This window comes from Pseudoalteromonas sp. B62, from assembly GCF_037162565.1.
GTDB lineage: Bacteria > Pseudomonadota > Gammaproteobacteria > Enterobacterales > Alteromonadaceae > Pseudoalteromonas > Pseudoalteromonas fuliginea.
On sequence record NZ_JARLVB010000001.1, the window covers coordinates 238,511 to 263,319 of the forward strand.

The window sequence follows — 24,809 nt, forward strand, 5'->3', positions numbered from 1 at the left end:
GATTTATCATTGAATTTGAACCTTAAACACATGCAAAAGGCGCGACAAGCTATTGCTCGCGCGCCTCAATTGTTCATCCTAACCTAAACACTCAACTGAGTTAAGTGTTTTTGGCTAGCGAGAAGCGTTAGCAACAATTATTTGTCGTCTTTCACTTCTTCGAACTCTGCATCAACAACGTCGTCATCTTGCTTAGCTGATTGCTGTTGCTCGCCTGCATCTGCTGAACCTTGCTGCGCTTTCGCTTGAGCAATTTCCATCAGTTTTTGAGACTTTTCAGCAAGCGCTTGAGTTTTAGCTTCAATCTCTTCTTTATTGTCGCTCTTAATAGCCGCTTCTAAATCTACAACAGCCGCTTCAATCGCTTCTTTGTCTTCATTTGGTAATGCATCGCCAGCTTCTTCAATTTGCTTGCGAGTACCATGAACTAAAGCATCAGCTTGGTTACGAGCAGCTACAAGTTCTTCAAACTTTTTATCGTCCTCAGCATGTGCTTCTGCATCACGAACCATTTTTTCAACTTCTTCATCGCTTAAGCCTGAAGATGCTTGAATTGTGATTTTTTGCTCTTTACCTGTATCTTTATCTTTCGCAGATACATGTAAGATACCATCGGCATCAACATCGAATGTTACTTCGATTTGCGGTGTACCACGTTGTGCTGGGCGAATACCTTCTAGGTTAAATTGACCTAGAGATTTATTGTCGCTTGAACGTTTACGCTCACCTTGTAACACGTGAATTGTTACAGCAGATTGGTTATCTTCAGCGGTTGAGAATGTTTGCGATTTCTTAGTAGGAATCGTCGTATTTTTCTCAATCAATGCAGTCATTACTGAACCCATTGTCTCAATACCTAGAGATAATGGAGAAACGTCTAGTAATAGTACATCTTTAACGTCACCAGCAAGTACACCACCTTGAATCGCTGCGCCTACTGCAACTGCTTCATCAGGGTTTACGTCTTTACGTGGTTCTTTACCGAAGAAATCAGCAACTGTTTTTTGTACTAAAGGCATACGTGTTTGGCCACCAACAAGAATAATATCGTTGATGTCGCTTACTGATAAATCAGCATCAGCAAGTGCACGTTTAAGTGGCTCTAGAGACTTAGTTACTAAATCTTCAACTAGTGATTCAAGCTTAGCACGTGTTAGTTTCACGTTCATGTGCTTAGGACCAGATGCATCAGCAGTTACATACGGAAGATTTACTTCAGTAGATTGTGCAGATGAAAGTTCAATTTTTGCTTTTTCAGCAGCTTCTTTAACACGTTGCATTGCAAGAGGATCAGCTTTTAAGTCTAAGCCTTGATCTTTCTTGAATTCAGCTACTAGGTAGTTGATTACACGGTTATCGAAATCTTCACCACCTAAGTGAGTGTCGCCGTTTGTAGCAAGTACTTCAAAAGTGTGCTCGCCTTCAACTTCATCAATTTCAATGATTGATAAATCGAAAGTACCACCACCTAAGTCATATACTGCAACGATGTTTTCGCCACGGTTTTTATCCATACCGTAAGCCAGTGCCGCAGCAGTTGGCTCATTGATAATACGTTTAACTTCTAGACCCGCAATACGACCAGCATCTTTCGTTGCTTGACGTTGTGAATCGTTAAAGTATGCAGGTACTGTGATTACAGCTTCAGTTACTTCTTCACCTAAAAAGTCTTCAGCCGTTTTCTTCATTTTTTTCAGTACTTCAGCAGAAATTTGTGGTGCAGCGCGTTTTTCGCCACCCGCTTCTACCCATGCATCGCCGTTATCTGCTTTAATGATTTTAAACGGCATGATGCCGATATCGCGTTGTACTTCTTCGTCTTCAAAACGACGACCAATTAAACGCTTGATTGCAAATAATGTGTTTGTCGGGTTAGTAACCGCTTGACGCTTAGCAGATTGGCCTACTAATGTTTCGCCGTCTTGCGTGTAAGCAATAATAGACGGGGTTGTGCGATCGCCTTCCGCGTTTTCAATAACACGTGCTTTGCCACCATCAAGTACTGCAACACAAGAGTTTGTAGTACCTAAATCGATTCCAATAATTTTACCCATGAAACTTCTCCAACTTCAATATTCGTTAATACGTTCGATGACTTAGTAAATAGGGATGCGCCAAACTTATTTCAACTGTAAAAATGAAAAAAATTCATTTTTTATGATTTATTTACAAAATAACCCTAATAATTGTAAGGAATGATGATTTTTACACCGCCAGAGGCGCTTTTAATTACTGGTCTGACTAGTTTGGTTGTGTTATAAATTTATTAAATCGCACTTTAAAAGGACATCTTCATGCATTTTGAACAATTACTTCTCCAAGCTGAAAAAATTGGAAGTTCAGATAATACCGAACAATTAACTAGCACAATGCAATTTCCAGAAAACTGGTGCCAAGGCAGAACTGCTTTTGGTGGGCTATCAGCCGCACTGTTGTATCAAGCAATCAGAGGTAAGGTTGCAAGTGATCGTCGTCTACTTTCTCTTAGCACTAATTTTGTAGGACCATTGCTTGCCGATACTCCCTTTTCTTTATCAGTAGAAATACTACGACAAGGTAAAAGTAGTACACAAGTACTTGCCAAAGCCATTCAAAATGAACAAGTGTGCGTTATCGTACAAGCATGTTTTGCTAAAAGTAGAGAGTCGGGTGTTAATGTGCCCGTTTCGAAATCTTTAGGGTTAAAACCGGTAGACGAGCGCTATACACTCCCTTTTGTTAAAGGCCAGATGCCTGAGTTTTTTCAGCATGTTGATTTATGCCCACAACAAGGCGCTATGCCATTTAGCAGCGCAGAAACTTCTCACTTAGGGGGCTGGATGCGCTTTAAGCACACCCCAGAGCAAATAACAGAAGCGCACGTTATTGCATTAACAGATGCATGGCCACCTACGTTATTACAAATGTTTAAACAACCCGCTCCAGCTAGTAGCATGTCTTGGTACTTAGAGTTTGTGCAAGAACCAAACTTAACACCTGGCGAATGGCTTGGCTTTGAAGCAATCACTCATCATTCAAAAGATGGTTATGGTTTAGAAGATGGCTGTATTTGGTCACAATCAGGGAGTTAATAGCCCTTACACGCCAAACGGTGGCGTTATTTGACTAAAAACCCTAAAGCCAAACAATATTAAAATGTTTGGCTTTTAAAGGCTTATTCACTGTTCGCGTTGTATTAATGCATTAAATATTGCAAAATTGGACAAACATTCTTCTTGCTTGGTATTAAATTGCAAACTGTCTGCCCCTGCTGCGATCTGATCATAGACATACCTCGCATAATCGCGAAACAAATGGCGATATGCCCACATTGTCATCATAAACTTTGCGAAGCCGATGTGAATCACGACAGCCGTATTGTTGCACTGAGTTTTAGCGCTTTGTTAATGTTGCTAAGCAGCATGTTTTACCCTTTCATTTCATTTAGCAGTAGCGGCATTACTCAAACAATTACTCTACCCGATGCCGCACGAATTTTATTTAATTACGATAGCGAACTACTCGGCTTATTTATTGATCTTAGTATTATTGCCCTGCCTATGGGTTTACTCCTTATTTTGATCCCTCTGCACTTAGGGGTATTAAAAACATTGCCCGAAGGCATAGCAAGGCGGTTATTGAAATTCACGCTTGCGTTAGAGCCTTGGATTATGTCAGAAATATTTTTAATCGGTGTGCTGGTCAGTATGGTTAAAATTATGTCGCTGGCTGATATTAGCTTTGGGGCAAGTTTCTGGGCTTATGTAGGGTTTGTTATTTTATATATAGCAGCACTTGTTCACTTAAATCGCCCGCGTTTATGGGCTCAAATTAAGCCTGTAAAAATACTCGAAGGCGCTGATAACGCAAAACGCGCAATTGATGAAAATATTAAAGCCTGCCATGTATGTCACCAACTATGCACCGGTGATATCTGCCAACGTTGCCACACTAAAACACACGTCAGAAACCCTTATAGTGTACAAAAAGCAACTGCATGGTTAATAACCTCTGTTATTTGCTATATTCCTGCTAATGCTTTACCAATAATGCATACCACTAGTTTAGGTGATGAATCCCCTCTACATTAATTGGTGGTGTAATTACACTTTGGAAGAGTGGTTCCTATCCCATTGCTGCCATTATATTTTTAGCCAGTGTGGTTGTACCGCTTGCTAAAGCGTTTGTGCTGAGCTTTTTATGTATTATGGTTACAAAGCCTGCAAATCGGCATACAAAAAGTTATACTCGAATTTATCAACTGACTGAGTTTATTGGAAAATGGTCCATGATAGATGTATTTGTCGTTGCTATTTTAGTTGCCTTGGTACAGCTTGGTAATTTAATGTCGGTAACTCCAGGTCTTGGCATTGTATTTTTTACAGTTATGGTATTATGCCAAATGATGGCTGCCCATGCCTTTGACCCACGACTGTTGTGGGATTCACCTAAAAATAAGATATCAGAGAATAAAGCATGACCGAAACTGCTGAAATAACAAAAGAACCGAAGATTTCCGCCATCTGGATCATTCCGGCAATTGCGCTTTTAGTGGGCATGTGGATGCTATATCAATATCAAGCAAATAAAGGCCCTACTATTTTTATCGAGATGCCACAGGCCGAAGGTATTATTGCAGGTAAAACGGAAATAAAAGTACGCAGTGTAAAAATAGGTCAAATCGATCATATTCGTTTATCTGACACACAAGACAGCGTTATTGCTCGTGCACAAATAGATAAAAATTACAATGACTTATTAACCGATGATGCAAAAATTTGGGTCGTTAAACCTCGCATTGATGAAACAGGTATTAGTGGTATGAGTACTCTTTTATCAGGTGTTTATTTAGAGTTTTCTCCAGGAGAAAGTAAAGAACTAAAAGAAAGGTTTACGCTCCAAGATGAACCCGCACTTATCGGTAAAGACGTTAAAGGCGGTCGCTTTAAACTCCTTAGTTATAATGCTGAAGTACTAGATGTAAGTACCGGTATATTTTTCAAAAATTACAAAATAGGTCAGATAGAAACCGCTACTTTTGATTGGGAAAACCAAGCAATGAAGTATGGCGTGTTTATTAAAGAACCTTATCAAAACCTCATCACTATGAATTCTATTTTTTGGGTGAACGCGGGTATTGAAATTGACCTCTCTGCAGACGGTATTAATATAAATACTGGCTCTTTAAGCAAACTTTTAAAAGGCGGTGTTTCTGTTGGGTTACCTGAGCAACAGGCACCGGGTGAAATAGCACAAGATGGGCATAGCTTTTCATTAAGCCAAAGCTATAAAGAAGCGTTAGAAGAGCGCTTTTACGACTTTGATTACTACCTAATTGAATTCGAACAATCCGTTAGAGGGTTGCGCACAGGAGCGCCTGTAGAATATAGGGGTATGCGTGTAGGGACTGTTGTAGAAGCCCCTGCTAATGTAATTGTTAACGGTAAGCCCGCTCACTTTAGAAACCACAATACGGCCGTTCCGGTACTTATAAAAGTAGAATACGGACGCTTGTATCATGACAGTGCTTCAGCTAAAGAATATTGGCAAGGTAGTTTAAAAGGCTGGATTGAAAGTGGGATGCGCGCTTCATTAAAGCCCGGCAATTTATTAACGGGTGCGGTGTATGTTGATTTTGATATATATCCCGACGCACCCGCAGCGCATTTAGGCAAACTTGTTCAATATGATGTTTTTCCAAGTATTTCCAGCGGTATAACCGTATTGGCAGATCAAGTATCTGATGTACTCAATAAAGTTAATGACTTAAAAATTGAAGATAGCTTAGCGCAAATGCAAGCGACATTTACTGACTATCGAGCGCTTGCTAATGAAATGCGAGAGCTACTGAGCCAAAAAGACACACAAAATTTACCGGGTGACTTTAACCGTAATTTTGAGAAAATGACAAAAAGTATGGTGCAATTTGAAGTAACCATGCGTCAATTCGACAAAACAATGGCCAGTTACCAAGCCGGTTCTGAACTTCATCATCAAATACAGCAAACATTAAAAGAATTTAAACGTTTAAGTGAAGGGTTACAACCGCTTACTCGTGGTTTGAACGAACAACCTAATATGCTAATTTTTGATAAATCATTACCCGCAGATCCAAAACCAAGGAAGCAATAATGAGATCGTTATTTTTAACTGCAAGTTTATTATTACTATTGTCAGGTTGTAGTTCATCAATACAAACTGCGACACAGTATTACCAGTTTGAACAGCCAATAGGCGCTTCGTCTCGCAACATTGCGGATACAGATGCGCAACTAAGAATACAAACTGTTGTACTCAGAGGCGCTTTAAATAATTTGGGCATTGCTATGAAAATAGATAGCAACCAAATTCATGCTGCAAATTACAACCTGTGGGGTGAATCGCCAGATGTAATGCTTACTGCCACAGCCCAGCAAACACTTTTTAATGCTATGCCCAACTGGATGGTAATAAAAGGCTTACCGGTCATTACTGAACTTGATCAACAAACATTTTATGAACTTGAATACGAGATTCACCACTTTAATGGCGATATGCAAGGTAACGCCGATATTTCGGGGCTCTGGCGCTTGTACTATACACATCCAGAAACCGGACGACGTCTTGTAAGTATTCATAATTTTTCAAACCTAGTGCCTATTGATGATGATGGCTATGACGGCCTGGTTTCGACACTTGAAGCAACATGGCTAAATATAAACCTAAATGTTGCAAAACAAATAGAACAAGCAAGACTTTAATCATTAAGTGACAATATAATCACGGCGGTTTTATCATCAATTACCGTCGAATCTTACTTTTTGCTGCTTCTTCAATAATTTTTTAAGTTGATGAATGGCATCTCTTTACCTCAAGGAATTAGCGCTACAAAGCACTCAATTAAACCGCCTCTAATAAAACTTTATCAAACATGTAAATTTTTGTTGACTGAAATTAAAAAGCAGATTATTTTTGCGCCGATGTTTTTACAGGCACAACAATAGCGGTTTGCACTCCTCGCACCGTCTGGCGCCAAAGCCAACGCGTTTCACTTAAGCCGCTATTTAACATAACTGTTTAAGTGTCCCTCCCACGCGTACAAAAGCAGTGACTTGGAAAATGATTTAACAACAAACTTATCATCTTCTTTGTTTTTGTATAAGCAGTTTAAAAATTAATACTATTTTAATTTTTATACATGCTTTTAATTTTGTGAATACTTAAATGCTTGAACCTTCTGCGTTAAGTTTACTGCCACCGTTGGTGGTAGTTGTATTGGCTGTTGTATTACGCCGCCCTATTTTATCTTTACTTATTGGTGCTTTAGTTGGTTTAGTTATAGCCGACCCTGCACAGGTACTTACTAACTTTGCGAGTACATCGCTAAAAGTGATGACAGACGAAACCATCGGCTGGCTAATACTTGTATGTGGTGGTTTTGGCGCACTTATCGCACTATTAGTGCGTACAGGTGGTGCATCGGCTTTTGGCAAGCTAGCTCTTAAGTACACCAAAGGTAAGCGTTCATCTTTGTTTATGACCTTTTGTCTAGGTGTGGTTATTTTTATTGATGACTACTTAAATGCGCTTACTGTGGGTGAAACCATGAAACGCATTACCGATAAATTTAAAGTGAGCCGTGAGATGCTTGCTTACGTTGTTGACTCAACTGCTGCACCAATTTGTGTGCTTGTCCCTTTATCTACCTGGGCGGTATTTTTTAGTGGCTTATTGGTAGATAACGGTATTGCTGAGGAAGGCAAAGGGATTGCTGTTTATATTCAAGCTATTCCGTACATGTTTTACGCGTGGTTTGCAGTGCTTGTTGTTTTACTTGTTGTGCTGGGTGTTATTCCTGCGATTGGTCCAATGAAAAAAGCAGAGCAAATGGCTCAAATTGAGCAAGCTCAAGTTGAGCCAGCCCAATACAATGACGTTCAAACAGCGGATGAATATGCAGTAAAAGCCGTAGAAGAAAACTTTGAAGATGCTGATCCTAAAGGTAAATTACGTAACTTTTTGGTGCCGATTATTTTACTGGTTGCATTTACTGTTTACTTTGAAATAGACGTATACAAAGGCTTATTAGCAACAATGGCGGTCACTCTCCCGTTTTATGCTCTACAAAAATTAATGAGTGTAAGTGAAATGATTGAACGCATGCTTGATGGCTTTAAAAGTATGATCCCCGCGATTGGTACTGTTATAGCTGCGTTTATATTTAAAGATGTATGCGACTTAATTGGTTTGCCTCAGTTTGTTATTGGCAGCTTAAGCCCTTATATGACCGCTGCATACTTACCTGCCGTGGTATTTATTTCAATGGCTATTTTAGCGTTTGCAACTGGGTCTAGCTGGGGTATTTTTGCTGTATCAATTCCGATTGTTATGCCACTGGCAAATGCGGTTGATGCAAACATACCACTGGTCATTGGTGCGCTATTATCGGCTTCCTCTTTTGGTAGCCAAGCGTGTTTTTACTCAGATTCAACCGTACTCGCAGCGCAAGGCTCTGGTTGTAATTTAATGAGCCATGCCGTTACACAATTGCCTTACACGCTAATTGCTGCGGCATTAGCTGTTATAGGCTTTTTGATAATGGCTTAAATTTGCTTAAATAAAAACCCCAATGTAGTGATACATTGGAGTTTATTTTTAGCTACATAAATAAAGCTTACTTTTGTAGCTTTATGCCATTGTAATAGGCATCAAGCGTTGTGATTTTAGTTTGATTTGGTAAATCGGCAAAGTCACTTTCTATAAACTTAGTACCACGTAATTGCACATTTAAACGTGCGGCATTAGGATTAAGCATTGTTTGCTTGTAGTAATCTTTTATATCTGCAAGCGTTACTTTTTCAACTTCATCAATCAGCTTTTGCTTAGAATCAAAGGTAAAGTTTTCACGGTACCAATCGTTTATAAGTGGGCTCATTTCGTCATTTAAGTTTTTAGGCTGCTCTTTAAGTGATACAAGTGTAGAGTTTTTAAGCTGCTCAAAAGTCTCTTCGCTCATGTTATCAAGTTCAACTGCGTATTCTTTTTTAAACTTATCAAAACGAGCTTGTATTTCTTTTGGTCCTTTAACCGGTGTTTGAATATACAAACCAATTGCTGAGTAATCTTCAATTGGGCGAGCTAACGCACCTACTGCGTATGCAAGTTGCTCCTCTGTACGCATTTTATCAAACGCAACTGTTCTAAAATGACTTTGTAATACAGCCGCTTCTGCTTTTTGTTTATAACCCGCAACAGGATGAACGGTCATATCGACCACCGCTACATCGGCTACATCAATATCTTTTTGCAATACCAGCGTTTCGCCAGGTTGTGGCAACCATGCTTTGCTTCGCGCAAATTCACTGCGCTTATGATTACTTGGTAATGTTGCACTTAACTCTTTTGCTATCGCGTCTATATCTTGCTGATTGTAGTTACCGTAACTAAATACGCGTAAATCGTTTTGTGCAAACGTAGCTGTTTTTAATTGTGCTAAGTCGGCAACACTCAGTGAGTCAGCGGCTTTGATAAGCGCATCTGTATCAAAACCACCTGTACGCGTTAGTTTTGAATACTCGCCAAATGCTTGTGCATACGGAAACTGCTTTTGTTGATTTAGTAAATTACGTTTAAAGCGATCAACTGCTTGGCTAAATGCTTGTGCTGTTTCATCGGCTTTAAATCCGGTTAAAGCTTGTTTAAGCAATACATCTTGCTTATCTGTAAAACCACTCATAGATAAAACAAGACCATTACTAGGTGCTAAGCTTACGCTCATACCGGCGATTGCTGCTTCGGTACTTAACTGACTTTGTTGAATATTATATAAATCAGCCCAAACAGAATAAAGGACTTCTGCTTTAATATCGTTCAAACCTGGTTGAGTATTTATATAAACTTCAACAAGCCCTTTTGGCTGCTCTGCAAATTTTTGACTTGCTTGGCGCCATACTTTTACACCATTTTTATCGTAAGCAAGTTCTGGGTGTTTTTGCTCTTTAAATGCTTGAGTTTTTATTGCGAAATTTTCAGGCAATAAATTGTTTACTGTTGGTAGTGCTAGCTTAAATTCGCTTGGTTTTTTCCAGCTGGCAATTTCATCATCGCTAATGTCACTGATGCGGTATTTACCGTCGTAAAAGTGTAGTTGTGAATCTGTCTCTTCTTGCTGCGATACATACCAAATACGAAGGGTATCGGCATTCAACTGCTCAAGCACATTGTTCACAGCGTCAGCGTCAAACTTTGCATAATAATAAGGTGCATTAATAGCGTGATTTAACGGATAGTCTTGCATGCTTTGCGTAAGCGAGCTTACATAATTAAACTCATCACCTTTTTCTAAAAACTTAAACTGGTTATTAAGTGATGTACGAATTTCGTTGAAGTACTTGCTATCAACGCCTTCTTTTTTAATTAAATCGATGTACTGCATAATAGTCGCAACTATTTCGTCACGATTTTTCATGCCTTCATCTGTAAGCTCTACATTTACATTTAACGAACCGTAGTTGCCATATTGATTTGGTGCAGCTGAAGCTGAAAGCTGAGACACCCACCCTTTATCACGAAGAAGTTGCGCTGGGCTGCCCGGCATTTCATTACTTAGTAAATACGCTACAAAACGGTTTGGTTTAAGTGCAAATTCGCTATTATTATTAGCAATGGTGAAATCAAGCTGCAGCTGTTTTACATCTTCATTTGGTGCATAAAACACGCGTTTTCCGCCAGCGTTATCAAAATCAAGCTTTGCAGTCACTGTAGGTTTTTCGATGTTTTTATTTTTTATATCAGCAAAGTATTTTTGCGCTTTTTGTTCCATTTCAGCAATAGGTAAATTAGAAATAAGCGCAACTTTCATAATATTTGAAGAGTAGTATTTATTATAAAAATCAACCGTTTCTTTATGCAGCGAGCTGCTTTCTTTATCGCCAAGCGTTTCAAGGTTCCCGATTAAAAAACGATTAGCGGGGTGATCGCCCATCATTTTACGCGCGAGTTTAAACTGACCAAAAAAGTCCATTTCGCGGCGCATTGACCACTCTGCGTTCACTGCATTTTTTTCTTTGTCTGTGTATTCTGGGTATAGCTTTGGCGCTTTGAAAAAATCGGCAAAACGATCTAATCCTTCATCAAACGCGTCGTTATTAATTTTAAACATGTAATTGGTAATATCGAGCCACGTATACGCGTTGTGCGCGCCACCATTTTTGGTCATAAAATCAGAATACCCTTTTGTATCTGGGTAACGATCTGTGCCTAAAAACAGCATGTGCTCTAAATAATGCGCCATACCTTGCTGCGACATCGGGTCGTGCAGTAAACCAACACCAACGCTTAGTGCCGCTGCTGATTTTTCAGCACCCGGATCAGACACTAAAATAACTTCAATGTCGTTTGCCAGCTTAAGTGTTTTATATTCGCGGTTATCGTTAGGACTTACGACTAACGTATCTGATAGTAAAGAGGCCTGAGGCGCCCCTGAAACCGAAGCCGTATTTGAACAACCACTTAAAATTGCAAGTGCGATGGCACTAAAACCAATAATCTTTTTCATTTTTGTTTTCCATTAAAAAGTATTGCGCAAAATAGCGTGCGCCAATTCAAAGCAATATAGTTAAGCTAAACTAACATTTTCAATTAATAACTTTCTACAAAATAACGCTATTTTGTGTAACACATTGTGAAAAATGACTTCATAATCGAATATTAGATTGGGAATCTGCCAACCTTACAAGATTAAAAATCATTCAATATCAAAAGATACACAAACTCTAAATAATAATAAGGAAAAATAATGGAAAAAATCATCATACTTGCCATGTTCACACAAGTTACACTTTCACTGGTTGTTATGCTCATTATGGGTAAAAGGCGCTTTGCAGCAGCTAAAAATAAACAACTAGATTTAAGGGATTTTAAAACAATGCAGTTAGATAAGGCTGGCGACACTATTAGGGTTGCAGATAGGAACTTTTCGAATCAGTTTGAAATACCTGTACTTTTTTACGCGGGATGTTTACTTGCACTACAACTAAATAGCGCCAGTACACTTGTGGCTATATTGGCCTGTTTATTTGTAGCAACACGAATTGTGCATAGTGTTATTCATTTAGGTAAAAATAACGTACGCGCACGTTTTAACGTGTTTTTACTGGGTTGTATTTGTGTGTTTTCAATTTGGCTTGCGATGGTTTGGCGAGTATTATTTTAAATAGCAAAGTTTAATAATAGTAATGTGGACGACTGGTTTACGCCATCCACATTACCGTTAATTTTAATTATTTAGCACGTTTTAAACGAGGTAACGCAAGTAAAAAAGCACCTAAAAGCCAAATTAACCCGCCGCCAGAGCTACTACCTGAATCTGTTGATGTGTCAGCGTCAATTAACGTATTTGCAGTGACTGTTAGCCCTGCTGAAGAATTCGGGTCATCATCCATTACAGTTACGCTTTGAATAGTCACTAAATTAGCACTGCTAATCGTTACGTCATTGCTTGAACATTGTTCAGCAGTAATATCAACAACTGGAGTTTCACCACAGTGCACCAAAGCTGCAATTTTATCTAAAGTAGATTGACTCGCTGCAGTAATTTGTCCGAACACAGTAAAACCACCATTTTGCGTATCAAGTGCAGCACTGTTATCGGTGATATTGAAAAACCACTGGCTTGTCGCGCTATTAGCATCACCTGATAATTTAGCCATAGCAATTGTACCCTTAACATTAGAAAAAACCGGCTCATTTATTACAGTAGGCTTTGTCGTAATCGCATCTAATGAATCAGAAAATGTAAATCCACCACCTTGAATAACGAAATTACTGACAGAGCGGTGAATCACTGTTTCGTTATATGAATCATCTTGAACATAACTTAAAAAATTTTCGACTGTTTTAGGTGTTTGTTGATCAAAAAGATTAATTTCTATCACACCTTGGCTCGTGTTCATTTCGACAATAGTAGCGGTGCTAGTAAAACTTGCTGCAGCGAGTACTGAGCCAAGTAAAAGTTTTTTCATGTTACATTCCTGTTGTTATATTTTTTAGATAAGTAGTTAATACGTTAACACATTAATACCATAGGCGATTAAAATCGATTCTAAAGTGCGAGCTGATACAAATTAGACCGTGTTGATAACAAATTAATTACATACATCATTATTTATATGCTTTTTAGCTATATAAATTTAATTATTTACAAATAAATCATCTAAAAAGCGTGACTACTTTTTGTTACTTTAAAAAAACACAAACAACAGGATCTAACAATGCCACACACTAAACAAACGATTTGCGACTTTGGTTTACACAAAGGTGAACCATACACAAAACTACCGGCGAGCTTTTTAACATGGATGATAGGTACTAATCACAGCAAGCGGGAATATGCGAATACCGAATTAAGGCGTCGTGAACGTGCTGCAACAAATCAATTAACTACACCTTCTAAATAAAATGTAAATAAGTACGTTTTTTTAGGATTAAACTAGTTTAAACTACCCGCTCAATAAATTAAGTAGACCTTAATCCATAGGTATTTTATGCGTATTATTATTTTATTCTCAATTATTCTTAGTGTACTTGGTTGCACTTCATCATCAACTAGTAGTCCCTCAACTCAATACTTAACTGTTCTACATACAAATGATAACCATGGACGTTTTTGGCACAATGAAAAAGGCGAATACGGCATGGCTGCACGTAAAACGCTTATTGATTCGCTTCGAGCTGAAGCGAACAAACAAGGTCATGCCGTTTTACTACTCTCTGGTGGTGATATTAATACGGGCATTCCTGAGTCAGATTTACAAAAAGCAGAACCTGACTTTAAAGGAATGTCGCTGATTGGTTACGATGCAATGGCATTAGGTAATCACGAATTCGATAACCCTATTGATGTTTTGAAGCAACAACAAAAATGGGTGAACTTCCCTTTTTATCAGCCAATATATTTGAAAAAGAGTCAGGCGAGCACGCTTTTGATGGCTACAAAATATTCAAAAAGAATGGATTAACTATTGCTGTTATTGGTTTAACAACAACCGACACAGCCAAAATTGGTAATCCTCAGTATATTGGGCACTTAGAGTTTAAAGACCCTGTTGACGTTACAGCAAAACTAGCTAAAGAAATAAAAGCTAAGTATAACCCTGACATTACAATCGCCCTGACTCATATGGGTCATTATGTTGATGCTAGCTTTGGTATTAACGCACCCGGTGATGTAACACTCGCTCGCTCACTTCCTGCAAACACCCTTGATATGATCATTGGTGGCCACTCTCAAGAACCTGTATGTATGAGCGATACAAATGTAAATGACGATAGCTTTAAACCAGGTCTTGCCTGTAAACCAGACCAACAAAACGGTACTTACATTATGCAAGCCCATGAATGGGGTAAGTATGTTGGTAAAGCTGAGTTTAAGCTTGAAAACGGAAAATTAACGTTACTAGACTACAAACTGATGCCAGTTAATTTGTATGTAGATAAAGTACAAGCTGATGGCTCAACTAAAGAAGTATTAGCAAACGAGTACATTAAACCAGACTCAAAACTTGAATCTTATTTAGCGGTATACCAAGCTAAAGGCGCTAAACAAATTGAAGGTACCATTGGTGAAGTAGATGCTCGCTTAGAAGGTGACAGAAACAAAGTTCGCTACCAACAAACAAATCTTGCACGCGTAATTATTCAAGCTCAAATGGGTGTAGTGGGTGCAGACTTTGGACTAATAAGTGGTGGTGGTATTCGCAGCTCAATAGAGGCTGGTGAAGTGAGCTATAAAGATATTTTAAAAGTACATCCTTTTAAAAATCGTATTACTTACATGGATTGGCAAGGCAGTGATTTATGGGACTATTTAAATACAGTAACGAGCTTCCCACCGGATGCTGGCGCTTATTTGCAATACCATAAACTATCGTTTGAGCGTAAAAATGGACAGTTAGTTAATGTGCTTATTAATGGCCAGCCTTTTAATAAACATAATACGTATAGAATGAGTCTAAATAGCTATAACGCATCAGGCGGTGATGGCTACCCTGCGCTTACAAATAAAAAGGGGTTTGTTAGTACAGATGAAACAGATGCCCAAGCCCTTCAAGACTTTATATCAAAAAACAGCCCTCTTAAAACGGCTGAGTTTGCTCCTAAGTAAATAAAGATAATAAGAGGAAAGTAGCTAAGCTACTTTCCTCTTATTTCGATATTGCCTTTTCTAATATTTGCCAGCCCATAACTATGTAAACGAGAGCGAGAGCCCTCACCATACGCTTTTGGTGGATAATATAACTCTTTCTCTTCAGGGCATTCGTTAAGTACTTCATCTAGTGCCGCACGTATTTCACTCAACGTTTTTTCAAGACTATTATTAAAGTTAGGCCTTTTTCTAACCGTATGGCCGAGTTCGACCAACCTATAAAAATACTTGTTAGCAAGCTCTAGCAGCTCCTCTGGCACATCTTTATTATGACTAAGCGCTACATCATCGTTCTTTGTACAATACTCTACAAGTGCTAAATAAAAGCACAATGGCTTATTGGCTAAACACATTTTTTGTTCTGTATTACAACTACTTGATAATGTTTTATCGTTAAGGTCAACAATAAGTATCAGCGGCGTAGGCTCTGCAATTGATTGATGCTGTGCATTATTAAACCGCTTATTGCTTTGTTTAATAAACGCAAACTTTACCCAAAAACTAACCAACACACTTAATACTAAAAATATAAAATAGTAAATAAAATGGCTCAATGTAAAGTGGGTTTGTTGGACGTTAAATACAACTAATACGAGCCCATTATTAGTGCTCAAACTACGTATTATTTGGTGTGGGTTTACAGGTGTTACCATTTCGCTTTTTGGTGCAATAGCAACAACTTTGAGCTCGTTCGAATTAATGTAGCTATTTAAAGTTTTAATGTAGCTGTTAACTGCATCTTTATTACCTGAATGCTTTAGCAGCTCATTTGATAAATCGAGTAATGGTAAGTCGAGTGCTATTTGTCTTTCTATCTGCGTAATTTTTTGTTTAGCTACTTGCTGGCTTTTTTGAGTTACAGAAATATAAAAGACAGACGATAAAATAAAAAACAAACTTATAATAACAAGTAATTGCTTATACTTACTCATCACCAGCCTCCTCTTTAAGCTTACTAAGCTGGCGCCACAGCGCCAAAATGGCTGGACGTTTTGATAGTAATGCAAACTTTGATCTTTAGACATATCAAGCAAATTTTCCTGCACTGCGCATAATAAATCAGTGTTGTTTTGCTGCATTTTTAAATACCATCTTGTTCCAGAAATATTATTACTCAATGGCGTAATATAGTTTTTTGAAAAACGTTTTTCGTCGCTCTCTTTCCAAAACGAGGCAATAATATCTACTTTTCCGTCGGCGAGTAAATCACGTAATTCGTTATGAGAGCTAGCATAAGTGATTTTCAAATTAGCTAAATTTATATCCAACTCTTTAAACGTCTGCTTTGGTAAAATATGCCCAGAGCGGCTGGTCGGATAATCAAGCAAACCTATGCGCTTATCTAAAAAGTATTGTTTTGTGATTCGAGGTTTTTCTTTAGAAGATATAAAAAAGGCCGTGTAGTCAGAAAAGCCAACAACAGGCTGGTAGTTATAGGTCGACTCTGCTTTAAAGGCTGCCATAATATTATTTTTAGCCAAAATTAAATCAGCAATACCTTTACCAACAAACTCAAAGCTGTCTGCCGTTCTATACCCCCAATATCCTTTTACAGAGCCGTACTGCTTAGACACTACGTTATCAGAACACAAGTTTTGTGTTAATAACTTGGCTATTTTTTTTGATTGCGTAAAAACAATCAATTGGCTTTTATTACTTGTTGCTGTTGTTTGACACTCTGTTGAGGTTTCGATCATAACTGGGAAATGCAAATCATCGTTATACACACTCACTTGTCCACAAACCCACGTAACGACCAATAAAATAAACAAAAATGTAACAATTAACGTTTTATGTAACACGATATTTTTCAAATTCAACGCAGTGCCACTCAAAAATAAATCATATATTGTATTTGAACAACTTTACTTACTTATTACAACAAGTAATTTTACCTGTTAATTATAAGTTATTGATTTTAATCACAAGTGAATAAGAAAGTATGAATTTTAATAAGTCCTTCCTATCAACATTAAAAGTGAGGACAATTGACCGCATTAGCTTATAGCAACCCCATGAAATATTCATTTAGGAAGTTCTAATGCATAACAATATAAAATACTCGATATCTTCTGCACTTTTGATTAGTGCAATATTCACAAGCACGGATTCACATGCTTGGGGTCAAAATGGCCATCGTATTGTAGGGAAGATTGCAGAATCTCATATAAGCGAAACAACAAAAACGGCAATACAACCCTACCTTGATGGTGAGTCACTTGCGCAAATATCAACGTGGCCTGATGAAATGCGCTCTGCTCCTGGCGAGTTTTGGCAAAAACAATCAGCTCGTTGGCATTATATTAATGCAGCACCAGGAAAATCTTTCAGCTTCAATCACGATCATACTAAAAACAAAGAATCTGTAAGTAATATTCTTGAAGGCATTCACTATTCAATGCAAACGCTCACTGATAAAAATAGCACCTTGGATGCTAAACAGTTCAGTTTACGTTTTTTAGTACATTTGGTGGGTGACAGTCACCAACCATTTCATGCTGGTCGAAGTGAAGACAGAGGTGGTAACCGTATCAAAGTTTCATTTTTTAACGAAGAAACAAACCTTCACAGCCTTTGGGATACTAAGTTAATCGAAAACCAAAACTTGTCTTACACCGAATTTGCACAATTTATTGATACAAACAATAAAGAACTAATTGCTGAGTATTTACAAAGCTCACCTAAAACTTGGGTTGAAGAATCTCATAATTTAGCAACAAAAATTTATAAGTACACCAACGACGAAGTTGGGTACAGCTACATATATAACAACACTCCGATTATAAAAACGCGCTTACAACAAGCGGGTATTCGACTAGCTGGATTACTAAATGCCTTATTTGACCCTTCTGCAAAAGAGTTAGAAACGGCACTAAAAATGACAACTGACAAATAAACTGTATTAAATTTATATAACCTACACACGGGAAATCAACATTATGACTAAGCTTCGCCTTTCGAAATTAACTGGAGCGGTAATTTTAGCTCTAGGTGTTTCTACAAGCGCAATGGCTGCTGATACTTCATCTGCAATGCGTGGTAAAATTACGACGCCTTCAGGTGGCAGTGCTGCAAACGTTAAAATCAAAGTAGTTCACCAACCAACGGGAACTATTAGCGAGCTCACTACAAACGAAAGTGGTACGTTTATCGCTAATGGTTTACGTGTAGGTGGTCCTTACATGGTTATCATCGATTCTGATAAATTTAACGATACGACTGTTGAAAATATCTATCTAAATCTGGGTGAAACATACCGCTTAAGCTCGCAGCTTGCTCCACGAAACATCGAAAAGATTGAAGTGTCTGGTTATAAGATTGTTCAGCAATCAGGTGGCTCTAGCAGTACATTTGGCTCTGACACTATTGAGAATATGCCAAGCTTTAACCGCGACATTAAAGATATTGCGCGTTTAAATCCACTCGCCAGCATTAATGGTAGTGGTGAGCTAACGTTTGCAGGTAGTAACCCGCGTACCAACGGCTTAACTGTTGACGGTATTGGTCAAAATGATGACTTTGGTTTAAGTTACGGTGGCTACCCTACTTCGCAACCACCTGTAGCACTTGATGCAATTGAGCAAATTTCTGTTGATGTATCTCCGTTCTCAGCCTCTAAAGGTAACTTTGGGGGAGGTACCATTAATGCAGTAACAAAATCAGGTACTAATGAGTTTAAATTTTCTGGCTTTTATGAAATATCTACGCCAGATATTGCAGGTGATGTAGATAGTATTTCTCAAGTATATGCTGATGGTAGCCCAGTTTTAGATGAAGATGGACACCGTACATACGTTATTGATCAGGTAGAACCAATTCAAACTGAGAAACGTTATGGCTTTAATGTTGGCGGCCCATTAATCGACGATACTTTGTTTTACTTTGTTAACTACAACAAATGGACAAGTGAACTTGATTTAGATTACGGTTTTGAAGGCTCTGGTGCAACGAATGAATATGATGTAACAGAAGAAAGCTACAACCAATTTATTAATATTTTAAATAATGAATACGGCTTAACCGATTCTCTAGGTGGTGACCCTAAAGATACAAACGAATCATTGCTTGTTAAATTAAGTTGGAATATTAATGATGATCATCGTTTAGATTTCACTTACCAATGGCAAGACGATAAAGACGAAACAAATGTCGGCACTGGCGGTAGTACAGTAAGCTTAGCGTCAAGCCGTTATACTTACGCTACTAAATTCAATAATTTTGCGACAAAATTATATTCAGACTGGAATGAAAACTTCTCAACTGAAATTGGTATCGCTTACAAAGATGTATCATCAAGAAGCTTAACTAACTCTGATATTGGCTTTGTGAAAGTTGAAGAATACTTCCGTGGTCCAGCTTATGAGTTTGGTACAGATGAATTCCGCCATGCAAATAGCTCATCGACTGAAAACTTAACGCTTACTTTCGATGCCACTTACTTAATGGATGAGCACGAAATTAACTTTGGTATGCAGTATGAATCGCTAAATTTATATAACTTATTTGCATCTAACTCATTAGGTTCTTGGGAATTTGATGACTTCGAAGGTTTTGCAAACCGTGAAGTGGGTAACTTTAGAGGTACATACGACTTTTCTTACAGTAACGCGTACACAAATAACCCAAATGACACTGCATACGATGCGACACGTAACCAATTAGCACTTTATATCGAAGACACTTTTTATGTTGGTGATGATTTAGAAGTAACAGCTGGCGTTCGTTATGAGCGTTTATCATCAGACGATAAACCAACTTTAAACGAAAACTTTTTAAATACTTACGGCTTTAGCAATCAAGAGAATCTTGATGGTTTAGATATAATTTTACCGCGTATTGGCTTTAAATATTATGCAACTGAAGCATTAACCATTAATGGTGGTATAGGTCGATTCCAAGGTGGTATTCCAAACGTTTGGTACAATAACTCTTTCCAAAATGACGGTATTACATTTGTTGAAGCACCTCAAAGCGCTATTAATGATTATTACGCCAATAACCAAGCCGATATTACGCAAGTACCTGACGCTATTAAAACCACGTTAGTCCAAGGTGCCGGTAGCACAAACTATGTTGACCCTGATTTTGAGCTTCCATCGAGCATAAGAGCTCAAGTTGGTTTTGAATACGAGTTTGACTCAGAACTACTTGGCGAAGGCTTCAAATGGCAGGCTGAAATTGCTTACCATAAAAAAGAAAACGAAGCTGTATGGCATAACACTGCTTTAAACCCAATTGGTGTTGCTGCTGATGGTGAGCGTGTAATTAACGAAAGTATTTATACTGGCGACCTTGCTGATAACTTTGATATTGCAATGACTAATTCATCTGACGATGGACGTTCAATCATTATCTCTACCGGCATAGCAAAAGAATTTGAAAATGGCCTGTATGTTTCTGCAAGTTATGCACACCAAGACGTAACTGAGGCCTCATCGGGTTCATCTTCTCGTGCTCAAAGTAACTACCAATACAATATTACACGTAACCGCAATGAAGACTTTGCAGATCGTGGTTCATACGAAGTAGAGCACAGCTTTAAAATAAACCTAGCGTATAACACTGAATTTTTCAGTGGCTATGCAACTAAGTTTAACGTGTATTTTGAACGCCGCTCTGGCCGTCCATTTAGCTACACTATGGGCATGTATCAAGATAGTGACTTAGGTGACACACGCGACTTTTACTCAAGCTCTGCTTACCTAGCTTACATTCCAACTGGCGCTAATGATCCAAATGTAAATTGGGATGAGTCTGGTTTATCTTGGAATGAATTAGAAACGCTTCTAAATCGTGCTGGTATCTCAGAACGTGGTGAAATTTTAGGCCGTAACTCAGGTACTCAACCTTGGGTTACTACGATGGATGTAAGTATCAAACAAGAAATCCCAGGTTTTGCTGAAGGTCACAGCGGTGAGGTTTACTTCATGGTTGATAACTTCGCAAACTTACTAAACAGTGATTGGGGTGTTGAAAAACGCTTAGGTTTCTCTGACCAAGCTGTTTATGATTTTGGTGGGTTAGATGATGAAGGTCGTTATATAATTGATGGCAAATTTAATGGTGCTGACGTTCGTAACTACAGTCAATACCAAACTAGCTCATCAGCTTGGCAGGCTAAAGTTGGTATTAGCTACAAGTTTTAAGTCTTAATAGGTAAGTAATAACACATTTAGTTATTTGTTAACAAAACCCATTGCAAAATTGTAATGGGTTTTTTGTTTTTCATACCCCAATTTCACATGTTTGTCATAAAGCCCACGTAATATATACCCCGATATAGAGTTATTGCTCGAAAAAACACTCAAATAGACAAAAATAGTACTATTTATTAAAAATATATTGCAGTTGTATTTTATTTGTAACGAATAAATAAGGTACACTAGTAACGGATTTTGAATAAATGAACTTCAACTGTTTATTTTGCAAAATTTTAAAATAAAAAAATTTAATTAATAACTACACGGGAAAATTAAATGAAAACTCAATTACGCAAAACAGCTCTTTCACTTGCTATTGCAGCATGTGTTGGTGTAAGTGGCGCTGCAATGGCTAACGAAACGACCTCTGCAATTAAAGGTCAAGTAATGGGGCCTAACGGCAACCCAGCAGCCGGCACTAAAGTAACAATTTTACACGTACCTTCTGGATCAGTAAAAACAACTGAAGTAAATGACGCTGGTTATTTCACAGCCAAAGGCCTACGTGTTGGCGGTCCTTATAAAGTAATTGTTGATTCTGATGTATATGCAGACCAAGAATTCAATAACATTATTCTTAATATTGGTAACGACTACCCAGTAAACGTTTCTCTTGAGTCACAATCAAGCATGGAACAAATTGTAGTTTCTGGCGCGCCAATTAGCTCTATGTCTGGTGGTACTGGTCCGGCGTCTACTTTCACACTTACAGATCTTGAGAATCAACCAGCTATTAACCGTGATTTGAAAGATATCATTCGCGTTGATCCACGAGTAGCAATAGATGATAGTCGCGGCACAATAAACTGTGGTGGTGGCAATCCAAAATTTAATAGCTTGACGCTAGATGGCGTTCGAATGAACGACAACTTTGGTTTAAGCTCAAATGGTTACCCTACTATTCGTGCCCCTTTCTCTTTTGATTCTATTGAACAAGTAGCTGTAGAACTTGCACCGTTTGATGTTCAATACGGCGGTTTTACATCGTGTAACATCAACGCAGTAACCAAGTCTGGCGGCAACGAAATTCATGGCGGCGTATTCTTCGATTACACTAATGACTCAATGAAAGGTGATACAATTGAAGGCGAAGACGTTGATAATGGTAGCTACAATGAAAAACGCTACGGTTTTAATGTTGGCTTACCACTAATTAAAGATTCATTATTTTTATATACTTCATATGAAAAACTAGAAGGCGTAGCACAATTTAACTATGATCCTTTAGGTTCAAGTGTTTCTGCAAGTGATTTAGCACGTATTCAACAGATTTCACAAGATGTATATGGCTACGATGCAGGTACGACTCCTTCGAGTGCACCTGTAGAAGATGAAAAAATACTAATTAAATTAGATTGGAACATTAACGACTCGCATCGTGCTAACTTAATTTATAACTATAATGATGGCTTTACATTATCTCAATCTGATACTGGCTCAACTCGTCTTTCATTAGACAGTCATTTTTATGAGCAAGGCGCAGAATTTACTTCAATCATCGGTTCACTATATTCGGATTGGAATGACGACTTTACAACTGAAATCCGTTTAGGTAAATCAGAACTAGATGCACGTGTTGAATCACTTGATGCTGCAAGCAGTTTTGGTGAATTCCAAGTAAACACATTGGATGGAGGTCGAGTATATTTAGGACCAGATGATTCTCGTCAATCAAATGATTTGGATTATGATACAACTACATTTAAAGTTGCTGGTACGTACTACCTTGATCAACATACGATAACGGCTGGTTACGAGTATGAAGAGCTAGAAGTATTCAACCAATTCGTTCAACACACGCAAGGCGAATGGAGTTTTGCTAGTATTGATGATTACGAAGCCGGAATTGCAAGTGCAATTTTCTATAATAATGCCGCAGGTACAAATAATGCTGCAGATGCAGGTGCTAGCTTTTCATATGCTCAACATACTTTTTATGTTCAAGATGAATACAGCTTCTCAGACATTGATGCATCACTAACGTTTGGTCTGCGTTACGACAATTATACCAGCGATGACAAGCCTACATTAAATGAAAACTATACTGCACGTTATGGTTTCAGTAACCAGAGTACATTTGATGGTATTGATTTAGTTCAACCTCGCATTGGCTTTGAATGGTATGCAACTGATGCACTTGAAGTTCGCGCAGGTTTAGGCTTATTCTCAGGTGGTAATCCAAATGTGTGGTTATCTAACTCATATTCAAACGACGGCATCACTAATATTAGCGCAAATCAGTTTGGTGCTATTGATTTATTTGCTACACCAAATGTCAATGGTGGCAAACCAGGTTTTGATGTACCACAGTCACAGTTTGACAAAGTAGCTAACACAGTAATTGGTTCTGGAGATAGTTTTACGAACGCAGTAGCTTCTGATTTTGAAATCCCATCAGAATGGAAATACTCAGTAGGTGCTACATATACAACGGAAGACGAATATGTAATCTCATTAGATTACCTTTACACTAAAAAGCGTGATGCAGCGACATTAATAGACCAAGCCCTTACTGACAGTGGTACTACTACTTTTGATGGCCGTCCTATTTTAAAGTCTATCGAAGATCGTGACGGTGATTTACTTTTAACTAATGTTAATGGCGACAGTGGTGAAACTTCTATCATCTCTGCAGCTGTAAGCAAAGCATTCGATAACGGCATTAAAGTACAACTATCGTATGCTTATACAGATGCTGATGATGTTAACCCAATGACAAGTTCTACAGCGAGCTCTAACTACGGTAACTTAGCAACGTCTAACCCGTTAGATCCTGGTGTATCTTCATCAGATTATGAAATACCTCATCGCTTTACATTAAATCTTGCATACACGCATGAATTTTTCGATGGGTATAGTACTCGCTTTAATTTATTCGGCGAAGCATACAAAGGCCTACCTTACAGCTTCACATTTAATGGTAACGATGAAGATACATTTGGTGATTTTAATTCAAATGATTCTCGCCAACTACTTTATGTACCATTAGTAAATGATCCTAACGTTGTTTATAACATGTCAGCAGACGAGATTAATGAATTTAATGATTTCATTGCATCTGAAGGCTTAAAACGTGGTGAAATTACGGGCCGTAACGCGCAAAATTCTGATTGGTTTGTTAAATTTAACTTTAAACTAACTCAAGAAGTACCTGGCTTTATGGATGGTCATAAAGGCGAAGCATTCTTTGTTATCGATAACTTAACTAATATGTTAAATGATGACTGGGGTGTACTTAAGAAAGGTCCATTCGTTGGCGCTCGTATGATTTCAACAGACATTGATGACCAAGGCCGTTACGTTTATTCAAACTTTAACGGTAATAATGCAAACACCACAACTCAACGTGATGCATCTCTTTGGGAAATGCGTGTAGGTGTTCGTTACACTTTCTAATTTAACTTATTAAATTAGTTAATATTTTAAAAGCCCACTTTGGTGGGCTT

12 protein-coding genes and 4 pseudogenes are annotated in these 24,809 nt (G+C 38.1%); 11 read left to right on the forward strand and 5 right to left on the reverse strand.

Features of this window, described 5'->3' with window-relative positions; translation table 11 throughout:
• Positions 1-137 precede the first annotated feature (137 nt).
• Positions 138-2,054, reverse strand: a complete 1,917-nt coding sequence (dnaK, locus tag P4S71_RS00940; protein ID WP_007375531.1) for a molecular chaperone DnaK — start codon at positions 2,052-2,054, stop codon at positions 138-140.
• 240 nt (positions 2,055-2,294) lie between these two features.
• On the opposite strand from dnaK, the pseudogene P4S71_RS00945 reads away from it, so the two are divergent.
• From P4S71_RS00945 to P4S71_RS00965, 5 genes and pseudogenes are all read left to right on the forward strand, one after another.
• Positions 2,295-3,109 (forward strand): annotated as a pseudogene (locus P4S71_RS00945) (thioesterase family protein).
• 184 nt (positions 3,110-3,293) lie between these two features.
• Positions 3,294-4,459 (forward strand): annotated as a pseudogene (locus tag P4S71_RS00950) (PqiA/YebS family transporter subunit).
• Complete coding sequence (gene pqiB / locus P4S71_RS00955) at positions 4,456-6,111, forward strand: intermembrane transport protein PqiB (RefSeq protein WP_096794502.1); 1,656 nt, start codon at positions 4,456-4,458, stop codon at positions 6,109-6,111. The pseudogene P4S71_RS00950 and the gene pqiB overlap by 4 nt, the downstream one beginning before the upstream one ends.
• Positions 6,111-6,719, forward strand: coding sequence for a PqiC family protein (locus P4S71_RS00960; protein WP_096794501.1), 609 nt, complete (start codon positions 6,111-6,113; stop codon positions 6,717-6,719). Before pqiB ends, P4S71_RS00960 begins: the two co-directional genes overlap by 1 nt.
• 463 nt (positions 6,720-7,182) lie before the next feature.
• Complete coding sequence (locus P4S71_RS00965; RefSeq protein ID WP_096794500.1) at positions 7,183-8,565, forward strand: Na+/H+ antiporter NhaC family protein; 1,383 nt, start codon at positions 7,183-7,185, stop codon at positions 8,563-8,565.
• 67 nt (positions 8,566-8,632) lie between these two features.
• Here P4S71_RS00965 and P4S71_RS00970 read toward each other — a convergent pair whose 3' ends face one another.
• Positions 8,633-11,515, reverse strand: a complete 2,883-nt coding sequence (locus tag P4S71_RS00970; protein WP_096794499.1) for an insulinase family protein — start codon at positions 11,513-11,515, stop codon at positions 8,633-8,635.
• Between the two features lie 240 nt (positions 11,516-11,755).
• On the opposite strand from P4S71_RS00970, the gene P4S71_RS00975 reads away from it, so the two are divergent.
• Positions 11,756-12,172, forward strand: coding sequence for an MAPEG family protein (locus P4S71_RS00975; RefSeq protein WP_033038149.1), 417 nt, complete (start codon positions 11,756-11,758; stop codon positions 12,170-12,172).
• Positions 12,173-12,239: 67 nt separating this feature from the next.
• Here P4S71_RS00975 and P4S71_RS00980 read toward each other — a convergent pair whose 3' ends face one another.
• Positions 12,240-12,980 (reverse strand): peptidylprolyl isomerase, encoded by a 741-nt coding sequence (locus tag P4S71_RS00980; RefSeq protein WP_096794498.1) that lies wholly within the window; start codon positions 12,978-12,980, stop codon positions 12,240-12,242.
• 249 nt (positions 12,981-13,229) lie between these two features.
• Here P4S71_RS00980 and P4S71_RS00985 point away from each other — a divergent pair, with 249 nt between their 5' ends.
• Entirely contained in the window at positions 13,230-13,415 is a 186-nt protein-coding gene (locus P4S71_RS00985) for a hypothetical protein (RefSeq protein ID WP_096794497.1), read from the forward strand.
• An 87-nt stretch (positions 13,416-13,502) separates the two neighbouring features.
• Positions 13,503-15,121: pseudogene (gene ushA / locus P4S71_RS00990) on the forward strand (bifunctional UDP-sugar hydrolase/5'-nucleotidase UshA).
• 29 nt (positions 15,122-15,150) lie between these two features.
• Here ushA and P4S71_RS00995 read toward each other — a convergent pair.
• Complete coding sequence (locus tag P4S71_RS00995) at positions 15,151-16,095, reverse strand: hypothetical protein (RefSeq protein ID WP_096794495.1); 945 nt, start codon at positions 16,093-16,095, stop codon at positions 15,151-15,153.
• Positions 16,088-16,983, reverse strand: a pseudogene (locus P4S71_RS01000) (hypothetical protein). Before P4S71_RS01000 ends, P4S71_RS00995 begins: the two are co-directional and overlap by 8 nt.
• A 221-nt stretch (positions 16,984-17,204) precedes the next feature.
• Between P4S71_RS01000 and P4S71_RS01005 the strand changes: the two are divergent.
• From P4S71_RS01005 to P4S71_RS01015, 3 genes are all read left to right on the forward strand, one after another.
• Positions 17,205-18,059, forward strand: coding sequence for a S1/P1 nuclease (locus P4S71_RS01005; RefSeq protein WP_337149853.1), 855 nt, complete (start codon positions 17,205-17,207; stop codon positions 18,057-18,059).
• Between the two features lie 43 nt (positions 18,060-18,102).
• A complete protein-coding gene (locus tag P4S71_RS01010) occupies positions 18,103-21,309 on the forward strand; it encodes a TonB-dependent receptor (protein WP_337149854.1) in 3,207 nt (1,068 codons plus the stop codon).
• 330 nt (positions 21,310-21,639) lie between these two features.
• The gene (locus P4S71_RS01015) at positions 21,640-24,759 is read left to right on the forward strand and encodes a TonB-dependent receptor (protein WP_337149855.1); all 3,120 of its coding nucleotides are present in this window, start codon (positions 21,640-21,642) and stop codon (positions 24,757-24,759) included.
• The last annotated feature ends 50 nt before the right edge of the window (positions 24,760-24,809 follow it).